The 18,785-nt window shown below is 32.8% G+C and carries 20 protein-coding genes; 11 read left to right on the plus strand and 9 right to left on the minus strand.

Translation table 11 applies throughout. The features are described from left to right. Nucleotides 1–110 precede the first annotated feature (110 nt). Both ACMT7R_RS02655 and ACMT7R_RS02660 read left to right on the plus strand, forming a co-directional pair. The gene (locus ACMT7R_RS02655) at nucleotides 111–416 is read left to right on the plus strand and encodes a hypothetical protein (RefSeq protein WP_415309885.1); all 306 of its coding nucleotides are present in this window, start codon (nucleotides 111–113) and stop codon (nucleotides 414–416) included. Nucleotides 417–889: 473 nt separating this feature from the next. Beyond that, nucleotides 890–1,219 (plus strand): hypothetical protein, encoded by a 330-nt coding sequence (locus ACMT7R_RS02660; protein ID WP_415309886.1) that lies wholly within the window; start codon nucleotides 890–892, stop codon nucleotides 1,217–1,219. A gap of 298 nt (nucleotides 1,220–1,517) precedes the next feature. On the opposite strand, the gene ACMT7R_RS02665 is transcribed toward ACMT7R_RS02660, so the two are convergent. Further along, nucleotides 1,518–1,787: a hypothetical protein gene (locus ACMT7R_RS02665; protein ID WP_415309887.1), complete on the minus strand. Its 270-nt coding sequence runs from the start codon at nucleotides 1,785–1,787 to the stop codon at nucleotides 1,518–1,520. A gap of 149 nt (nucleotides 1,788–1,936) precedes the next feature. Continuing rightward, complete coding sequence (locus tag ACMT7R_RS02670; protein ID WP_415309888.1) at nucleotides 1,937–2,449, minus strand: winged helix-turn-helix transcriptional regulator; 513 nt, start codon at nucleotides 2,447–2,449, stop codon at nucleotides 1,937–1,939. Between the two features lie 184 nt (nucleotides 2,450–2,633). On the opposite strand from ACMT7R_RS02670, the gene ACMT7R_RS02675 reads away from it, so the two are divergent. Then, nucleotides 2,634–2,906, plus strand: coding sequence for a winged helix-turn-helix domain-containing protein (locus ACMT7R_RS02675; protein WP_415309889.1), 273 nt, complete (start codon nucleotides 2,634–2,636; stop codon nucleotides 2,904–2,906). 160 nt (nucleotides 2,907–3,066) lie between these two features. On the opposite strand, the gene ACMT7R_RS02680 is transcribed toward ACMT7R_RS02675, so the two are convergent. From ACMT7R_RS02680 to ACMT7R_RS02695, 4 genes are all read right to left on the minus strand, one after another. Beyond that, nucleotides 3,067–3,387: a hypothetical protein gene (locus ACMT7R_RS02680; protein WP_415309890.1), complete on the minus strand. Its 321-nt coding sequence runs from the start codon at nucleotides 3,385–3,387 to the stop codon at nucleotides 3,067–3,069. A 542-nt stretch (nucleotides 3,388–3,929) separates the two neighbouring features. After that, nucleotides 3,930–4,199, minus strand: a complete 270-nt coding sequence (locus ACMT7R_RS02685) for a hypothetical protein (RefSeq protein ID WP_415309891.1) — start codon at nucleotides 4,197–4,199, stop codon at nucleotides 3,930–3,932. 503 nt (nucleotides 4,200–4,702) lie between these two features. Then, nucleotides 4,703–5,116: a hypothetical protein gene (locus ACMT7R_RS02690; protein WP_415309892.1), complete on the minus strand. Its 414-nt coding sequence runs from the start codon at nucleotides 5,114–5,116 to the stop codon at nucleotides 4,703–4,705. 262 nt (nucleotides 5,117–5,378) lie between these two features. Next, nucleotides 5,379–5,951 carry a hypothetical protein gene (locus ACMT7R_RS02695; RefSeq protein WP_415309893.1) on the minus strand — a complete coding sequence of 191 codons (573 nt, stop codon included), beginning with the start codon at nucleotides 5,949–5,951 and terminating at the stop codon, nucleotides 5,379–5,381. A gap of 398 nt (nucleotides 5,952–6,349) precedes the next feature. Between ACMT7R_RS02695 and ACMT7R_RS02700 the strand changes: the two genes are divergently transcribed. Continuing rightward, a complete protein-coding gene (locus ACMT7R_RS02700) occupies nucleotides 6,350–6,574 on the plus strand; it encodes a hypothetical protein (RefSeq protein ID WP_415309894.1) in 225 nt (74 codons plus the stop codon). A 198-nt stretch (nucleotides 6,575–6,772) separates the two neighbouring features. After that, entirely contained in the window at nucleotides 6,773–7,771 is a 999-nt protein-coding gene (locus ACMT7R_RS02705; protein ID WP_415309895.1) for a UDP-3-O-(3-hydroxymyristoyl)glucosamine N-acyltransferase, read from the plus strand. Between the two features lie 195 nt (nucleotides 7,772–7,966). Here the strand turns inward: ACMT7R_RS02705 and ACMT7R_RS02710 are convergent, their stop codons facing one another. Further along, a complete protein-coding gene (locus ACMT7R_RS02710; protein ID WP_415309896.1) occupies nucleotides 7,967–8,437 on the minus strand; it encodes an MgtC/SapB family protein in 471 nt (156 codons plus the stop codon). A 284-nt stretch (nucleotides 8,438–8,721) separates the two neighbouring features. Between ACMT7R_RS02710 and ACMT7R_RS02715 the strand changes: the two genes are divergently transcribed. Further along, nucleotides 8,722–9,159 carry a hypothetical protein gene (locus ACMT7R_RS02715; RefSeq protein ID WP_415309897.1) on the plus strand — a complete coding sequence of 146 codons (438 nt, stop codon included), beginning with the start codon at nucleotides 8,722–8,724 and terminating at the stop codon, nucleotides 9,157–9,159. 126 nt (nucleotides 9,160–9,285) lie between these two features. On the opposite strand, the gene ACMT7R_RS02720 is transcribed toward ACMT7R_RS02715, so the two are convergent. After that, a complete protein-coding gene (locus tag ACMT7R_RS02720) occupies nucleotides 9,286–9,819 on the minus strand; it encodes an HNH endonuclease (RefSeq protein ID WP_415309898.1) in 534 nt (177 codons plus the stop codon). Between the two features lie 449 nt (nucleotides 9,820–10,268). Further along, nucleotides 10,269–10,850 (minus strand): hypothetical protein, encoded by a 582-nt coding sequence (locus ACMT7R_RS02725; protein WP_415309899.1) that lies wholly within the window; start codon nucleotides 10,848–10,850, stop codon nucleotides 10,269–10,271. A 1,072-nt stretch (nucleotides 10,851–11,922) separates the two neighbouring features. Between ACMT7R_RS02725 and ACMT7R_RS02730 the strand changes: the two genes are divergently transcribed. From ACMT7R_RS02730 to ACMT7R_RS02750, 5 genes are all read left to right on the plus strand, one after another. Beyond that, nucleotides 11,923–12,876, plus strand: a complete 954-nt coding sequence (locus tag ACMT7R_RS02730) for a 6-bladed beta-propeller (protein ID WP_415309900.1) — start codon at nucleotides 11,923–11,925, stop codon at nucleotides 12,874–12,876. 72 nt (nucleotides 12,877–12,948) lie between these two features. After that, the gene (locus ACMT7R_RS02735) at nucleotides 12,949–13,713 is read left to right on the plus strand and encodes a hypothetical protein (RefSeq protein ID WP_415309901.1); all 765 of its coding nucleotides are present in this window, start codon (nucleotides 12,949–12,951) and stop codon (nucleotides 13,711–13,713) included. Between the two features lie 219 nt (nucleotides 13,714–13,932). Further along, nucleotides 13,933–14,271, plus strand: a complete 339-nt coding sequence (locus tag ACMT7R_RS02740; protein WP_415309902.1) for a hypothetical protein — start codon at nucleotides 13,933–13,935, stop codon at nucleotides 14,269–14,271. A gap of 612 nt (nucleotides 14,272–14,883) precedes the next feature. Continuing rightward, a complete protein-coding gene (locus ACMT7R_RS02745; RefSeq protein WP_415309903.1) occupies nucleotides 14,884–16,053 on the plus strand; it encodes a response regulator in 1,170 nt (389 codons plus the stop codon). 210 nt (nucleotides 16,054–16,263) lie between these two features. Further along, entirely contained in the window at nucleotides 16,264–17,961 is a 1,698-nt protein-coding gene (locus ACMT7R_RS02750; protein WP_415309904.1) for an ATP-binding protein, read from the plus strand. The last annotated feature ends 824 nt before the right edge of the window (nucleotides 17,962–18,785 follow it).

Consider the following 18,785-nt stretch of genomic DNA (forward strand, 5'->3'; position numbering starts at 1 on the left):
AATGACCTAGTAAAGTGATACATATAATTTTTTCAAAGAGAATCTACTGTAACAAGATATCAGATTGAATTTACATAATGTCGAAATAGCATAAATTAAATATATAATAGATGATAAAAATCTCATTAGAAAAATCATTTGTCTTTTCTCTTGTTGGTATCCTCTTGGCAATTTCATTTTCAGTTAACCCAATTGATTTAACATTTGCATACGTGGAGTTTGATGTTAGTGGTAACGGAGATACTTCTCCTGCACCTGCTCCATATGGCGGTCAAGACCGCTATATAACTAACTCACAAAGTTCGTCTCAAGGCTCATACTGCTATGCTCCACCTAACGCGACAATAATCAATTCCTGCAATTCAGGCGATCTGTCGTCAAGTTATAATTCCGGATATAACATATTTGGTCAATAACGTTCAACTGAATATTGATATATGGACCAAATAATCCAAATACTTGCAGATTGGGATGCCAGTTCATATATCCTTTTCATTGCTTCAACTAAATCACAAACTTGTTAGCAATTCATACCCATAGTATTCTCCATTTTTATGGTTTTGCTTATTCGATTTTCTAAAACTATTTGGGTCTCCAGGAGAACTTTTTGAGGATAAATAAAAAAAATAAATACCCATTCTGTCTGTGGTTTACAAGGAAAATTTTAGTTGTAAAAGAATAAGGCTTGGATTGTATACATCTAAACATAGTTCCTCTGTTATCAATGATTACAACATCAAGTGTAAATCATATTTAGAAATTTTCATTGATCTTTTTTAGATATATCTTCATGAGGTAAAACCAATACTGAATTATAAGGCAGAAAAATATTATAGGTACAACTTAACAAATTCTAATATTCTTATTATCCGTGCATTCAATGACTCAAATGTTATCTGAGAAAAGAAATACATCTGTAATAGTAACAATTGCCATCGCAACAATTGTACTAGCTATGGTGCCTGCTATAATGACTTCTGATAGTTTTTTTGCATTTGCACATTCATGTGACGACGATGACCATGATCATGATAATGATCATGATCACCATTCTGAAGGAAATGGAAATTCAAATGAAGCAGTTCAGAGCATAACACAAGAGCAATCCTCTGAACAGAGTAGTCAAGTGGTGTCTGGTGGTGATTCTATTGCATCAGGAAACAACATAGGTTTGTTCTTCAATGACAATGTCGGTAACTTGGCATTAGGCCAACAATAATTTTTTTTAAAACAGCAACATCATTATCTAATATCCGAATATTATTATGGGTTTTTGCTCATAAACTAATAATTAAGATGAGTTTTGGGGAAGGGATCGTAAAAGTTATACTACAAAGTGGGATAAATCTCTTAATTTAATTACCTAGTTAGTATTAGAATTTTTTCTTAAAATTCATCAGATTCTAAAAGTTAGGACATCAATTAGGAAAGAGACCTGTATGCTATTTTATAGTAGAAGTAATATATTCATTTAGTAACGAATAATATAAATCTGAAAAGTATGAAAACAAAAAAATTTATTGTTGGCCTAATGCCAAGTTACCTAATTGGTTTTGTAATTGTAAGTTCACGTTATTTCCGCAGATTAATGAGAAGTCTCCAGATACACATTGTGCATTCTGTTCGCTGGCTTGACCTTGTTCGATTTCTTGCTCTGCGTCATTGTGTTTCTTTTTTCCACCAGCGTATGCATAGTTGTCACCTAGGGCAACTACTGAGCCTATGAGTGCTGCTGCAATAAACATTGCAAATATTCCGACTTTATAGTTTTTTGTTATGTTACTCATTATAATCGAATACTATAATTCAAATTAATTATATCATAGTTTGGATACATGTTACTAGTTTTTTCTTTTGTAATTGAATTGAGGTATTGAATTACTGAAATTAATTCTATTACTATTTTAAAAACGGATTTGAAATTGGAATATTTAAATTATGGTCTTTTATTAGAGAATGATTTGTCAATACTAAGTCTTTTATTATACTCCAATATCATTTCTCTTGTCTCTGGTAACGAAAAAACCTCTTCCAGTCTTCGTGGTTTTTTATCTTCAAATACATGCTCAGAATACCACTTGGATCCAAAAGCAGTCAACATCAACAAAATCGGTAATATGTCTTTGCCTTTTTCAGTTAGGTTCCAAAAAACCATCGTCTGCTCTCTTTTGATTTGGGTACATCGAATAATCCCTTCCCTTTCTAATTCTCTAAGTCGCATTGACAATACTCTTGGAGTCAGACCCGGTATAGATTCAAGAATTCTGTTAAACCTATTTATTCTTAAAAACCCTATATCTCTTATTATTAGCATAGTCCACTTCTTACCCAAAACTCCTAACGAAGTTCTTATTGGACAATTTTTGATCTTAACTTGTGGTCTTATAATACATTCACTTTCCAAATCCATTTTATCGACATTACTTTGATCATTAGCTTCGTGATACAACTATACTTTTATTCCCATACTAGTTCTTATACTATATTTTGTATATTGTATTAGCCTATAATGGTAAATATTTATGTCATAGTCTGATTATACAAAGAATAATTGCTATTTTGAGTCACATTTTAGTATCTAATTTAGATTATAATTTGTAGCGGTTATATAGTAGTAAATCTATATAATAAATATGAAATACAGGAGCCGAACCGAAATTGTAGCTATGATTTTAGATGCAGCCAATGGCGGTGCAACTAAAACAAAAATTATGTACAAAGCTTTTCTTAGCTATGCACAATTGAAAGAATATCTTTCGGTGTTGATAGAAAACGATCTAATAGAGTATATAGAAGGGTCAGAATACAAAACAACTCAAAAGGGTTTAGTATTCCTGAAAATGAATAATGAAATTGAGGAACTACTTGCGACTCCAACTCGCAATTATAAAACAATAAACAACTAGGAAATTTTTTATTTCTTTTTTCTTTACTATTCGCAGTTTTGACTATTTTAGAGCTCAGTTAATTATGATGAAGTGGATGTACAATATCAATCAAATCTATGTTCTCATACCAAATATATTGTCGCGTGTTACAATTAGAAAACCGATAATTTTGAACCTTTTACAGAGGTTTTATTGAAATCGATTTTGTATTATTGGATAACTTTCTCTCTATACGACGACTGAGCATTTTAAATGAATCCAAAGAATCCATCTCTATGATACCTGGCAAATGAGTAATACTGGGGATGTAGTTATTCAATACAAAGAATTCTTCTACTCTGGTTTCGATAATAATGTTTTCTCCTTTCAAATCCTCTGATGGTGACTTGTTTATGATTTTAACAGATCCAGACAATATCTTTTCTATCTCTGATGAAAGTGGATATTTTCCTGAATGAAAAGATTCTTCAATTAGTTTACAAAGCTCAGATATCTTCATCTACATTTTTGTAAGTTTAATACTACTATATTTCATGCGTTAATTTGCTGCTGATTATAAACAAAAGTTGATAAATTCAAATTTCGCTGATATATCTCGTTACTTCCAATGTTTAATTGAGTCTGAAAGTTAAAGCGATTATCTCTTTCTATGTTAACTTTGATAGAAACTACTTGATAACTTTCATTTCATTTGATGATTGTGATTATCCTATGCTTTGTGGGATCTAGTGTTAATGGATCTTTCCAGAATAATTTTTCAAAATGTTTGACTGCGGCACGGAGATAGACCACCTTAAAATTCTAGGTTATTGTTCTACATGTCTAGACCTGATTTGAAAAAAAATAGTCCTACTCGATGAAAATTACTAGGGGACTAACTGATCTATCAAGAATTTTTGTCATATGATCTCTTGAGGAAGATAATATACAATTCAATGCGACTATCCTGGTTCTTAAAATCTGACAAATACGTCGGTTAGAAATAATTTCTCTGCTGAAAGAGAAAACTTTTTGGTATAAAATTATATAAAAAAATAAAAGTTATTGTTGACCTAAAGCATTCTTACCGTCGTTAAGGTTCAATGACAAATCAATGTTGTTACCCGATGCTGTGCTAGTTCCGTTCTCTGAGAATACTTCACTTGATTGAGCAGAAGATTCTTCCTGAGCCAAACCTTGTGCTGCTTTGTCTGATTTCTTTACTGCAAAGACATCTTGACCGTCTAAACTCACTACTAGAGGTCCTGCAATTAGAAATGCAGCAATAGCAATTACTGCTATAAATAATGGTTTTTTATTTCCTGTTGACATTTAGCAATTATCGATTAACGGAACTTTAGATATTTGACTTTTTGAGCTATACACTGTAAAACTTTTCTGAAATAAAACTTATTCCATGATGCTTGGCTATTTACCTAGTTTTTGACGGTTCACAAAGCGAATTTCCGTTGAGAGTATCCTTCCTGTTTACAAACAAAAATCATCCATAATGCTAAATGTTAGGTGAATAAGCTTCACGTTTTAAACAATAGCCGTCTTCTTACATATTCACTAAGTTACCCTCCAAATTAGCTATGTAGAATCTATTTTCTTCAGTTTAGAGTATATATCCTTAAGGATAAACAGACTCGTAATTTGAATTAAGCTCTAACATATCCATACTTAATCTATTTTATGCATACTTGCACTACTCGCCTAAAGTTGGTCAGCGGAACTATCTTTTTTATATACCTGACGATATTATTTTAGGATCAACTTATCTCGTTTTACTCAATTGAAGATCTAGATATCTGTGTTTGGTATAGCAAACAAATCTAAGTTTTTTTCAAAGCCTTCAAAATACCCAAACCCAATATTATATAGCCTACAATTATTATGCCAATAAACTGAGGCAATGGAGGTGTTACTATCTTAAATCCGTCTGAAATATTCGCAAGTTGAGGGGTTACAAAGGTAGAAACTAGCACTGAAGTTCCAATTAGTGCTCCTCCTATCATAAGAAGGATGGCCAAAATCCTCGAATAAATCCTCAATCCGACTATGAAGGAAATTACAAAAAGTGCAATTGAAAATCCTCCAAATATCAAGCCCCTATCTTTTGATGAAAATGGCAAAAATCCGGGGTCAGTTGTGAGCATGGAGGTTAATACATCCACAAAATAAATTATTAGCAATACCAGGGCCACTGAAGCTATTATTTCAGATGCTTTCCTTCTGACAGATTGCATACAATATGTTAATACCAAACTATATTAACCATCAATTAATACCGAGGCATGGTCCTGTAGTGAGAAAGAAAAATAGTTATCAGTAGTTTTTGCCATCCCTTTTTGATAGTTCTGAGATGGATCATATCTAGGCAGGGCCGTCAGGTCTTTAATATTATAAGTTAGAGTTAAAACCAAAATTTAGGACGTAAAAAGTTCGTTTTAAAAATATGAATCAAACTATAACATGATTAGAAGAAAAGATTAAAAAATAAAAAATTGTTTAGATGGAGATGTTTCGATTGTCTCTTTCTATTGTTTCGTAGACTTTAGCGTTTCTTTTTCCAATTTCTGCAAATTGCTTTGATTGTTCTTTGGTGTTGTTGATTACGTTTTTGACTAATTCTACGTTTGAAAAGGCTATGTTATTTATTATTCTGCTCACTGCAACACTATTTTCAGCGTAATTATTGGCAATTTTGGAATATATTTCTGGAAGTCTTCTAAACAATGCTTGATTGTTCACTAACTGATTATTTGCGTTTTCGATGTATGGAGTAAAGATGGACTGAAATGAATCAATGGCTTGTTTCTGATATTCTAGATAGTTTTCTGCTATATCTCGAGTTGCTTGTACAGCTTGCTCTTGTACTTCATTTATCGATTGAGTGTATCTTGGAATCTGACTCTTTGCTTCGGTAATATTTCTCTCGATACTCTTTTTGGACTCGTCAAAGACTTGATTAAGTGTTTGAGTAGTCTCCTCAACTGCACGATTGAATACTTGGTTGTTATTTTGAATAGTTTGATCGAAATTTTCCTTGACTGTTGTTTCTTTTTTATCTTGTTTAGACATTACTGATATTTAGCTCCGCTCATATATAAACATTGGTAATAATAGGTATTTATTACCATTTAAATCCCCTATTTGACAGAGCAGAAAAGATTGGTACCTTTACATAGGCATAGGGTCTAATTTACATTGCCATTTTATTTAAAACATTTTGTCAAAATACTAGTTAATATCACGTATGGGATATCCCTGGAAATGTGTAGGCATTGAACCCCACGTATGCCATATTTATCTTAGTTGTAATCTTTTGCACGATATTTGGTGATATTGGTATTCTTGTAGTGTAATGGAAGATAATTCCAACTAATGTTTAGATTCTCTATACCTGCCAAAACTACATAGTAATAATAAACTAAAATTGATAGAATAAGTTTTTGTATTCAACAAACCTATAACCTGTTGTGTCTGAAAATAATAATTTTACCTACAAGACACATTTTAGACAAGTGCCAGGGTTGGGTCTAACTGCTGTAGTTCCAAAAGAGTGGTTGAATAAACGTGTCAAGTTTGAATTCGCTGAAAGGGAATTTGAAACATATGTAATGTATCGAGGCAAGCGATCTATTATTAGGCTTGAACAAAAAACATTGAGTGGAGGCCCCGTTACGATCAAATTGCTCGGCTGAAAATAACTGCTTGTCAGAAATTATAGGTCTCTTTTACAATTAAGAAGCTGTTATTCAGTTGATATAGAAATTGTTTTATGAACAAAGATAATAGTGGATTATTAACTTGAAAGTGTGGTGGCAGTGATGTTAACTCTGCCAATCTTGTAGTATATTCGTACAGAAAACAATTATATTAAAAGAATACTGACTCTCGATATGGTTCAATGGACAGTTGAATCACTATTACAGCATCTTGATGATTCAAATTATTCAATCGATGGTCAGAAATCAAAATTAAAGTCTAAATCCATAAAAAATGTATCCTCTCTGTACTCTGGAACGCCAGATGATGTATCTTTCTGTCAAACAGATGATATCGACAGAGGCATTTTATCAATTTCACGGTCTAATGCTGGTGTGATACTTTGCAGGAAAGACTTGGAAGGACAGGTATATCCGAAACAAAAAAAGGATCAACTACTTGTTTTTGTACAAAATCCGAGATTAGAATTTACACGTATTGCAAAAAAAATTAACCGTATCCCGCCCAAATTAGGTATATCTTCAAGTTCTGTTATAGCCGATTCAGCAAAAATAGGAAAAGATTGCTATATTGGAGATCATGTAGTCATAGGGGAAGATTGTATAATAGGAGATAATACAAAAATAGAATCTAAAGCAAATTTACAAAATTGTACAATAGGCAATGACTGCATTATTCAACCAAATACAACAATAGGATCTGATGGTTTTGCATTTGAAAGGGATGCGGATACATTAGAATTAGAAAAATTTCCTCACTATGGAAAGGTAATTGTTGAAGATGATGTAGAAATATATGCCAATTGTTCTATTGCGAGAGGTTCTTTGTCTGATACAGTAATAGGACAGGGAACCAAAATCGATGCTTTATGCCATGTTGCTCACAACGTTAGCATTGGAAAAAATACTGAATTGACTGCGGGGACAATAATAGGAGGAAGTACAACAATTGGCAACAATTGTTGGCTTGGGCTTAACAGCACTGTCAAAAACAAATTAAAGATAGGCAACAAGGTTATTGTTGGCTCTGGCAGTTCGGTAATTAATGATATAGAGGATGAAGATATAGTTGCTGGTGTTCCAGCCAAATCAATAAAAAGTAAGATAACAGCAAACAAAGAGAAACTCTTTTTGATGGCTGGACAAGAAGATGCAATTTGCTCTGATAGTTAGGCTGAAAAAGCCAAGATCATTATGTGAATTTCAAAAAAATTTCTTGTAAGTTATAACACCTATTCAAACAGCTTAGTTCCGGTAAAAGTTGATCTGATTCGGTCAGCATTATTGTCAGGATAATGACCAGTTTCTTTCGTATCAAAATAAAGTATTTAGTTAATTAATCTGAATACGGGTTACCAATAACCCTTGTTATTCGTCAGTGTCTTCTTGACGTCTTTTACCAACTTTTGGAATTCGTGGAACAATCAGTGCAAATGCAATTGAAACTATAGCAATAAAGTAAAAATTAAAACCTATTGCCATTCCTATAGCACCTGAAAACCAGATACTTGCAGCAGTTGTTAAATTTACTACTTTTTTATTAGAAGGATTGTCAGAATCTTTGTTATCAAACAGTTCTCCTTTTAATATTATCCCAGCTCCTAAAAACCCTATACCCGTAACAATCTGTGCTGCAATTCTTGAGGTGGAATTTGGATCGACTAATGCCGAAATATAAGTAAAAATCATTGAACCTCCGATAACAAAACAATGGGTACCAATACCAGCGGCTTTTCCCTTTGATTCTCTTTCCGCACCAATTAAGAAACCTGCCAATAGGGCTAATCCCATACTTAGAGCAAAATCAAACTCGTTAATGTTGAATACTCCTGCGACCAATTTCCACTAATAATAGTATGTGGAATTACAGTATAACACACTATCTAATTGAAATCACCAACATCTACTCTGATTAACGAATTACTATTGTTTTGCAGATGTATTTACAAGTGTAATCTGATGACTATTGAGCATTTTTATGGATTAAATTTCATATTGTCCGAATCCTTTCGCAAAAAACTAATTAAATTAATTCTGTCAATTCATTAAATAATCATAATCATCAAATAAGGCTGAAAACCAAAACAACAAACATTTATCATCAGCCAACACATCAAAATTTTGTGGTCTTCGATAGTTCAAAAAATAAATATCTAAAATATACCGATATTCTTCATTGTGCGTTTGAATTCTATAGAGACACTGTGAGAAAGGAAATTAAAAATGAGCGTGAAAATGGTAATAACTTTGCTCTTATTGATTTCTTAGATAGGATTGAAAAGATCTTGAACAAGACTAAAGACTACTATGTCCAACATATTGGTAACGTATTTAAGCCCGATCAGGACCCCAATAAACTTCCCAATATCGGTGTTCTTAGAAGCGTGCTTTTTGTATATCATAAAGATCTTGAAAGATGTAAAGAATTGCTGAATCGCCATTACAATTTATATCCAATGGGAGAAGGGTCCATCAAAGAAAAATCCGATATAACTAAGGAATTGTTGGATAGAATAATTCAAAAACCTTCCTCCTCTTCTCTCGCTTCCACAGAATTGTGATTCTGCCAGTCTCGAAATAGTGAGGTCAATCAATCAATCAGTAAATCAATCAGTATTTCTTTTTATCATTAACGAATATTTTTTTAGGAGAATAAAAGATACAAAGGAAATAACAATGAAGCCCATTCAGCTTCTTTTGAGAATCCCCCGAGTTTCAATTGCATGGCAATTCGGGCATAATGCTAGACAATTGCTTTGTTTATTATCCGATCTGTCTCCATTCTTGTGATGGAAATCAACAACAGTTAGAATTTTCCTACAATGACCACACTTATTGTCCTGTCGTTTAAGAACATTATGCTTGATTAATTGTGTAAATCCTTTTCTTTCTTTTGGTCTGTTACCTTCAAACCACCTTAAAGATTTCATCGTTAAGCCCGTGATTATTATCGTAAACAATACAATCAAAATAGATGGTTTGAAGATATGAGCAATAATATCCGGTACAATTTGCAAAGATATTAGTGGTGGAAGTATGTCTTGGAAATAGTAAATTGAGCTTGGCAAAGAAGTCAACGGTTGGGATTCCAATTCAGAATGTACCATACAGAATCCTTGATTTAGATTCCTGTTATCTATCTCTTGGTTAATATCTGATGCAAGTAAATTTTTGATGTATTGAACATACTGGTCTATATTAATAGGGGAATCTATACTCAAACAGTAACGTGGAAATAGTGAAATGTTACCATAGGCTAACATCTTGTCGAAAAAAAGTACAGTAATAAGACTGATTATAATGATGCAAAAAAGAACCTGTATAGTAAGTTTGAAAGTTATATTACTGTTGTATATCACAAAATAACATAACATGTTTAATAATGATTGTAGATACCAAGCACTAATAGAAGAATATATATTAAAATCTTGTACTTTACATACGAAACAATCTTCTATACTATATCAAAGTAGTTGTATCAAGATTGTTAAATGGTGTGATTATTCGTCGACTTAAATTGTTTATTTTTTCTTAAAGGACTTGAGTTGAATCAATAGTCGGATGTATGTTCAAAAAAAATTCAGAATTTCTTGCGTTCTATCCAATTAGAGAGAGATAAAAAAATGAGTGCGATTACAGAACCCTTTGATTTGGGTATTTGAAAAAAAGTTTATGGTTCTTCAGGAGAAGATCCTTGACTGACACTAATTGTATTTATGATTTCACAAGAATGATTTTCACCTTCCTTAACAATACCAGTAGCTTCTTGGAATGAATCTACTTGATTGAATTGACCAGTACAATCACCATTAGTCTCGGTAAGCATGGAGACTATTGCATTCTCTCCAAGTTGATTTTCTAAATCCATGGTGTCGAATGAATCTTCTGTCACCGTATAGTTACCTGGAGATACTGAAATTATTGTACCATTGGATGAACCCTGAAAGCTAGTTGAGTCAGATATGTTTCCTGTGACCTCCATACCAAACTGTCCTGATTCCACATTTGCCAAAACAAATTGGCAAATTGCATCATCCGAAGGAATACCCAAAGACGAATCGCAGTGAACTGTTTTTGTTACATTTATGGTAGCCATATCTGAATTAGATGACGAATTCACGGACTCTCGTTTAATCTCGCTAGTTACATTGGATTGGCCAAATGACTCTAAGCTCGTCTGGGAAAAACCGCCTACTGATACAGCACTTGATATAAAAAAGACTGCAGCTATGAAAGATAATAATTTAATCAATTGGCTAGTATTTACTCTGAGGACTAATTAATATTTAGTTGATGAGACAAGAAAATGAGATCCTTTTTACTCTTGATAGCTGATTATTCTAAGGAGAAAATTTTTAGTATATGTTGATACAAAAATTAGATATCTATCTTTGACTTTTTAATAGTCTTTGCAACAAACAAACTGATAATATATTAGCGGCCCGTTAACTTAACAAAATTTTAAATTGATTTTCATTTATTATATTTGCTCCCGGCTAATCATTTTGGATAATTATAAATTACGCTCAAATTAAGCCATTATGCCAACATTAACCGATTTGGTTGAAAATGGTTTTAATTTTGATTCAATAAAACGCCTACGTTAATAGAGTCGTAGTTATTGAAACATCAACATCAATACTGAAATCACTGGACAAAAAATCTATATTATTTTCATGTTATTGGAAAAAATTGCATATTTATTCTCTAAATACAGCTATACAAAATGACACTAGTCTCTAAATCAACCAAGTCTTATAAAGGCCTATAGCGTACGTAAAGTATAATGACCCGCAGGACGCTAGTTTTAACACTAAAATAATAAATCAAAGTCAATGACTATAATCTTGTTAACCTGATGATGGTAGCATCGCAATAAGCGCGAAGAAATTATAGATGAAAATTCTCTACGTTGATTACCTGTTAAGGTGTGAAGGTATTTACTCACAAACCCCACATCCACAATGACATGTAATTTACTTATTAAATGTGGTCGTGATCAAAAAAATTTTGTTTAGTTAACAGGGTCTATATTAGTGTGATATAGTATGATAGGCGACGTGCCTTTCTACTGTTAAAATCAAAATTAGATTATGGCAGAAATTTGTGCTCTATACTGTATTGGACTTGTTCTTGTGATTTTGTTTTGCTCTATATACAGTCACCTTATTATTTACAAATGCTTAGATCCGTTTTATTACAAATCACAATAAGGCTATCATGTGACATTTCAAACAATCATCTAACCGTATCATGGCATGCGATATTTTTACGAATCTGATTGTTTTCAAATCTTTAAATTATGTCAATTCTAATACTGAATTGTGAGTGTAAACAAGAGTATCATAATTTTAGCTTCAATCTTTATGACTTTATTCATAGGACTGGAATATACTAGTTCTAATCAAGCGTTGGCGCAAAATCTTAATTTTACTTATTATACAAGTTGGGGGTCCCCTGGAGAAGAAGATGGGCAGTTTGATGGTCAAAATGATGTTGATTTTTTTAATGGCAAAGTATTTGTACCCGATTATGCAAATCATAGAATTCAAATCTTTGATCCAGAGGGTAATTTTATCACCAAATTTGGAGAGGGTGGTGAAGGTGATGGTCAGTTTCACAAAGCATCAGCACTCTCGATGGATTCAGAAGGTAATATCTATGTAGCAGACCAGTTTAATTACAGGATACAGAAATTTGACAATAATGGCACTTTTTTGACAAAATGGGGCTCTGAAGGTGAAGGTGATGGACAGTTCTTGCATCCTCATGTTCCTGCAAACGATGCTACCGGTAAATTGTTTGTCACAGATAGAGATCAGCCCAGCGTGCAGGTATTTTCTACAGATGGTGAATTCCTTTATAGATGGGGCTCTGAAGGTGAAGGCATTGGTCAGCTTTCAAATCCTGAAAGTTCTATAGTTGATTCTCTAGGCAATGTTTATATCGCCGATTATGGTAACGATAGAATTCAAAAATTCAGTAATAACGGTACTTATTTGTCTCAATGGGGAACAAAAGGAGTTGCTAATGGTGAATTCCAAGGACCATCTGGCCTCTCTATAGATAGTAACGACAATATTTATGTTACTGACAAGAACAATAACAGGGTACAAGTATTTACCGCCGATGGACAATATATTACGCAATTTGGCGGTGCAGATGCTGGCGAGGGACAATTACTTGATCCAGAAGGTGTAGGCGTAGACAAAGATTCAGGTACAGTATATGTAGCAGATACCGGCAACACTCGGATAGTAGTTTTTAAACCATCTTAATGGATAAAACCCTCATTTACACAATTTTTTAGAAACAACTAAAGATTATGTTTCAAATTAAAATGAAGTCCAGTGAAAATACTGAATACCTATAAATTACCAATACCTAGTATAAGTATCGCTTTATTACTACTATTTTCTATCCAAAGTGTCATTGGTATAAAGAGTATTCAGGCACATAATTTCGATACTGATGATAATTCAACATTTTTGACTCTAATTAATCAAATATTGATCGAAACACGACTGATTAACAATAGTCTTTCTTCAGATGACTTAGACCGTGCTAATGCTATAGAATCTGTAAAGAATATCATTGATATATATGATGATATTATTATCAGCGAAGACTCGTATGTTGTGGACAGTGACAAGTTTTATAATAACACTATTATGGCTACAGTTATAGCTAATTTGGCAGATGAAGTATTACGGAATTACGGTGCAGCATTCAATGTTCCATCCAATATAATGCTAAGTATGGATTTTTCAAAAATTGTAAATTATACCAACATAGATTCAAAGGGCCAAAACTTATCTCATTCTGCCAATCATCCTGTAGGTGCGATGACTGAATTAAAGTTTGATAGTGAGGCCGACTATTACAATGCGAAAGAAATTTCTGACCGAATAGTGGAAATTTATGACAGCGACCTCAAAGGTCATGAGATTGGTACCGTTAGTAACAATATAACTCCAAGTGCGTTGGAAAAGTCGTTATATGAATTACAAAGAGAAGTTACAAATGTTGCATCCCCTATGAAAATAATGGAAATTGTGCATGCCAAGGTACATCCTAATTTGCAATTAGCATTTAATCTTACCCTAAAGAGATAAAGTATCTTAAACCGGTCTAGCACTTTCAAAGACTGGTCAACCTCATTTTTTTGGACATATGTTATGTAGGTAAGCAAGCGATAGTGTATGGACATTTAAAAAGTGATGAAAATTTGTGAAAAAGGGTTATAGCAGATAAAAGGTATCTAACTTGTTTCACTAGTTGTAAAACTTTAATCACTATTTAGCTTTATATACACTAAACGAAACTTAGGGTAAATGCAAAACTTTGCCTTTTCTTTTTCTGTTCTTTGTGCCGTCTTATTATTGGCCATAGTTGGAAATTATTCAGTTTTAGGCTCTTCTTATGCTAGCACTTCATCTTTAGATGAAATTCAAACGTCCGTCAATTCAAATCAATCAGGTGATTCTGCGGTAGAAAAATTGGCTCTAGCATTACAACAAGACAAGGATGATGGCGACGAAAACGGTGGTGAAAATTGGGACAGTGCAATTGAATCACTAAGTACAGAAATGGGAATTCCGGTTGATGATGACATAGAAGACGCATTAATGGAAATTACAGAAACACATTTGGATAATCTATCAAATAATTGAGATTCTTAATTTTGTGGTCATAAAAATACTTTGTCATCAGGATTTGAAATTTGAATATCATCCTTGTTGATCATTGTTATCCAAAATTTAGATTAATTCCATCTAGTGAAACCTAATTTATTTAAGCCTTGGAGCCCAGCATGTCAATATGTTTATCAAGTCATATTGGGATTCAAACCTTTGAGACATTACCTATTATAGCTTTATCAGCCCATTTTTGTAGGTCCCTCGACTTTGGACGTGGACTATCATGTGGTAATTTCGACAATACCGCAAATTTGATATAACATAGCATTCAGTTATTTGTTTACTGCATCCTGAATCGTGCTAATCTTTCTCTAGTTTTTGTTTTTTCTCTGATAATGGATAACGACTTTTAATTATTTGAGAAAATGTGAAATTGTTAAAGAAACATTCGAAAGAGTTATATACGTTATTTGTGTAGTATTGCCAATGTCAAACAATATCATGATATTGTGCGATACAATGCCAAAAACGCGAAATTTTGTGAGAATTTTGTTCTCAGCAATCGACGTTCCGCTTGCAAGTCAGTCGGAATTATTGAGAATTTATTTCAATTTCAAACATGTGGTCTTAAGAGGTGGGTCCTAAGTGGGTCAGCCTAATTTTGAGTCTCCTATTTACTATAACAATATCCTCCGAAAAAATGAAAGGCAAAGCGATACGTCGAGTACAACCTTAATAGATATAAATCAAATCACTTTTCTCAATTGTACTCACAAATATTGCGTATGCTTTATTGACATAATTGATTCTACGAAAAATACAAATGATATTATGCGTTCTGACATGATTCAGGGATATTATTCTATTTTTCTTAATACTATGTCGAACATAATTCGAAATCATAATGGCAGAGTTATTAAGAATTCTGGAGATGGATTGTTATATTATTTTCCAAGGACCGTAAATTCTGAAAATGAATCGGCCTTTTATGATGTACTTGAATGCGGACTATCCATGATCGATGAAAATAATTCTTTAAACGATAACCTACACAAACAAGGATTGTCTCCAGTCAACTATAGAATTAGCGCCAATTATGGTAAAGTTGAGTTGGCCATTTCTCTAAATTCTCATAATGTCGATCTTTTTGGTCCTCCTGTAAATGTATGTTCTAAAATCAATCGCTTTGCCCCTTCCAATCAAATGATAATTCACCAAGATTTGTTGCAAGTGATAAAAGAAACTTCTGCATTCAAAGAATATGACTTTAGAACTTTGGATTGTACGCAAGATTATAACCGTGCTAGTCCAAATTCGCTTTTCAAAACATATTCCGTCCATCGTATTGAAGATGATAATAAAAAAATTGAAATCCAAAGGAGCAAAAGGAAAAGAATTTTCGATGACCAACAACATCAACAAAGCCTTCCAAATTCAGCATTTAACATTCTATTAATCGACGATGATGAAGATATCTTGTTTGCCTTTCATTCAATAATTTCCAGCGAAGGCTATAATGTAACTACATTTTCTAATTCTGCACGTGCGCTTAGTCACTTTTCTGACAAGAATCCTTACTTCTATCATCTAGTCATAATGGATATACGAATGCCTGAATTAAACGGAATAAAGTTATACTCTCAGTTAAAAATTCTCAACCCTGACGTGAGAGTAATATTTCTCTCGGCATTAAATGCATTGGAAGAAGTTCTTAGTATTTTCCCCGAGATAAAATACAGTGAAATTATTCGAAAACCAATAGAACCAGAAAAATTATTATCGAACATAAGATCGATTTTACGAAATCCAATATAGCTTAACTTTATGTGATGATTAATAAATGCAAGTCATGTTGGTAATCGATTATGAAGTTTCAATAATCTTGTTACATCAGTCTACTTTTGATAAGCACAATTACTGTCCAAGCTTCATGAATACCAATGGTACTTCATTTCTTGAAAATTATTTGTTATTATTTGAGAACACAAAGTTACATTCTACTTTGAGAAAAGCGGAGTCTTTATCTTGATTATAATACCCTCGGATTCTTATATAGACAAATGTTACAGGGTGCTCGATATTTTTTCAAATAAGATATTTCTAAAGTATACTCTCCTTCCATCAATCCCTCTTTTATTACTAGCTGTAATATCAGTCGATCCATATTTATGGGTGGGTTCAGAACTGCATCACTTTTACATTGAATTATTTGCTGTCATTCTTTCAAGTGTTATAGCATTCTATTACATTTTGCATGCTCGGAATCTTAATGATAAATTCAGTCTGTTTATAGGTATAGGTTTTGCAGTGAGTGCCAGTATCGATTTACTTCATGTGACTGTGTCTTTTGGTCTAATGGAGCATGTAGATTTCTTAAAATATTTTATCCCACAAACGTGGTTTGCAGGAAGAATATTTCTAAGTAGTATGTTACTAGTAGCGATTGCAAAATATTCATTTCTGTTTCCCGATGAATTGGCAACTAAAAGGCCTCATGAAATCAAGAAGAAAAAAAATGACAAAATCGTAGATACAGGATCGTTCTTGGACAACGATCAAAAGAGAGAATATGAAGATAAACTCCAAAAGAATTTGATTATTTATTTAATTTTCCTGGGTGTTATAGCAGGAAGCATCGCTATGATTTCCTTTGTAATGATATTTCCTGCTAGTGTGTTAGACGAATATTCGGTACATAGGCCATATGAAATTCCCCCACTTGTGCTTTTTGTACTCGCTTTGTTTTTCTTTTACAAGAAAAAACTGTATCTAAAAAAGGACATAATTTACAAAGGAATTTTGATATATCTTATCATTGATATTTTTTCACAGATTATTATGTCATACTCCATTCAATCCTTTGATACCGCTCATAATGTTGCACATGTATTAAAGGACTTGGGATACTTTGTCAATATAATAGCCTTAGCAATTTCCGGCATCCGCTATACAATTAACTTACGAGAGAGAAATGAACTAATCCAAAGCCAATATGAGGAAATTAAAGAATCAGAAAAGTTAAAGGATGAATTCATAAATATTGCTGCTCATGAATTACGTACTCCCATTCAACCCATTTTGGCACTCTCAATTTTTCTCTACAATAAGAACGGTAATATAGAACAATATAAAGAACATATGGAGATAATCATTAAGAATTCTAAACGCCTTCAAAAGCTATCTGAAGAAATATTAGATGCTGCAAGAATTGAAAGTCGTACCTTACATTTGAATTTAGAAAAGTTTGATATCATATCAGTAGTCCATACAATGATTAGAGATTATACAAATCAAATAAATTGTAATAATGTTACCATAAGGTTTTCGCATGAAAATACAGAAATAGATTTGAATTTAGATATAGCCAAACAGAAAAGGAGACTATTAGTTTATGCTGATAAAGATAGAATTAATCAAGTAATGTCAAATATCTTGATAAATTCAATTAAATTTACCCAGCAGGGGGTTATTGAAGTAGGTATACGAAGGGGAGAGGATCGCATATTTGTTAGAATAAAGGATTCTGGTCCTGGGATCGATCGGGATATTTTACCTCGACTATTTGATAAATTTATTACTGGCTCTCCCTCAGGGACAGGGCTTGGCCTATATATATGTAGAAATATTATAGAAGCTCATGGTGGGTCGATTTGGGCGGAAAACAACGACGATGATAAAGGTGCTACCTTTACTTTTACATTGCCAATGATTTCACAACCTTAGTCCAGTAAGTTGTCCGGTAATAAGATAATTTAGAAATATTATCTTGAATGTATGTTTGTAGAATAGAGTTCTATCATTATTACTATTATTTGGTGTCCATAGTATCTACGAAAAGGGAATAATTATTCAGTTGGTTTCCAGTAAATCGTAATTACATTCCCACACATCTTACATTCGATTGTATGAGGGTATGTATTTCTATCAGGATATTTGACTAATTTCCTGTGACCAGAATCTGGAGGAGAAGCGGAGTATGATTCCCCACATTTAGGACATGCAATCAATACCATAAAGACATTGATACTTGATCGTATGTAAATGTTATCAGAATTGTAGATTGGATTTGAACAAAACCTTACTTTTGGAGGTTCCTTAGATTAGATTCGTTTCTTGCCAAATCACAAGTGTCACAGGCACTTGACGCATATCGCCAAAAACTCCTAAATTTAGGGGAATGGAAATGCAAAGTAACCTTGAACTTGAATTTTTAGACTAAATAAATCACAGTCGCTTGAATTGGAATATCTTTCTTAAGTTATTAGTTTCATCAAGAATTTTAAAATTCGATCTTGCATTTGAAAGCCTCCCAACTTTATGGTTAGATTGGCAATTAGCAAATATTTTAGGTAATAATTGTGAAGTCTGCGATTAAATGACATACTCGACAAGTATTGTCTTGTCTTAAACAACAAACCATATCTCACTTAATCCTATTCTGGGTAAACTTATGAGGATTTATCAAAAGTAATGATTATCACAAAAAAAATTTTTAGTTTAGATACTAATCAAAATCTAAATAGTCTTTGATACAGATTCTCAAGTAC

Origin of the sequence: Candidatus Nitrosocosmicus sp. FF01, from assembly GCF_047711275.1 — an archaeon.
Taxonomy (GTDB): domain Archaea; phylum Thermoproteota; class Nitrososphaeria; order Nitrososphaerales; family Nitrososphaeraceae; genus Nitrosocosmicus.

Coding starts and splice junctions, on each gene's coding strand:
- ACMT7R_RS02655 (WP_415309885.1), top strand. CDS start 111: ATGATAAAAATCTCATTAGAAAAATCATTTGTCTTTTCTCTTGTTGGT.
- ACMT7R_RS02660 (WP_415309886.1), top strand. CDS start 890: ATGTTATCTGAGAAAAGAAATACATCTGTAATAGTAACAATTGCCATC.
- ACMT7R_RS02665 (WP_415309887.1), bottom strand. CDS start 1,787: ATGAGTAACATAACAAAAAACTATAAAGTCGGAATATTTGCAATGTTT.
- ACMT7R_RS02675 (WP_415309889.1), top strand. CDS start 2,634: ATGAAATACAGGAGCCGAACCGAAATTGTAGCTATGATTTTAGATGCA.
- ACMT7R_RS02680 (WP_415309890.1), bottom strand. CDS start 3,387: ATGAAGATATCTGAGCTTTGTAAACTAATTGAAGAATCTTTTCATTCA.
- ACMT7R_RS02685 (WP_415309891.1), bottom strand. CDS start 4,199: ATGTCAACAGGAAATAAAAAACCATTATTTATAGCAGTAATTGCTATT.
- ACMT7R_RS02690 (WP_415309892.1), bottom strand. CDS start 5,116: ATGCAATCTGTCAGAAGGAAAGCATCTGAAATAATAGCTTCAGTGGCC.
- ACMT7R_RS02695 (WP_415309893.1), bottom strand. CDS start 5,951: ATGTCTAAACAAGATAAAAAAGAAACAACAGTCAAGGAAAATTTCGAT.
- ACMT7R_RS02705 (WP_415309895.1), top strand. CDS start 6,773: ATGGTTCAATGGACAGTTGAATCACTATTACAGCATCTTGATGATTCA.
- ACMT7R_RS02740 (WP_415309902.1), top strand. CDS start 13,933: ATGCAAAACTTTGCCTTTTCTTTTTCTGTTCTTTGTGCCGTCTTATTA.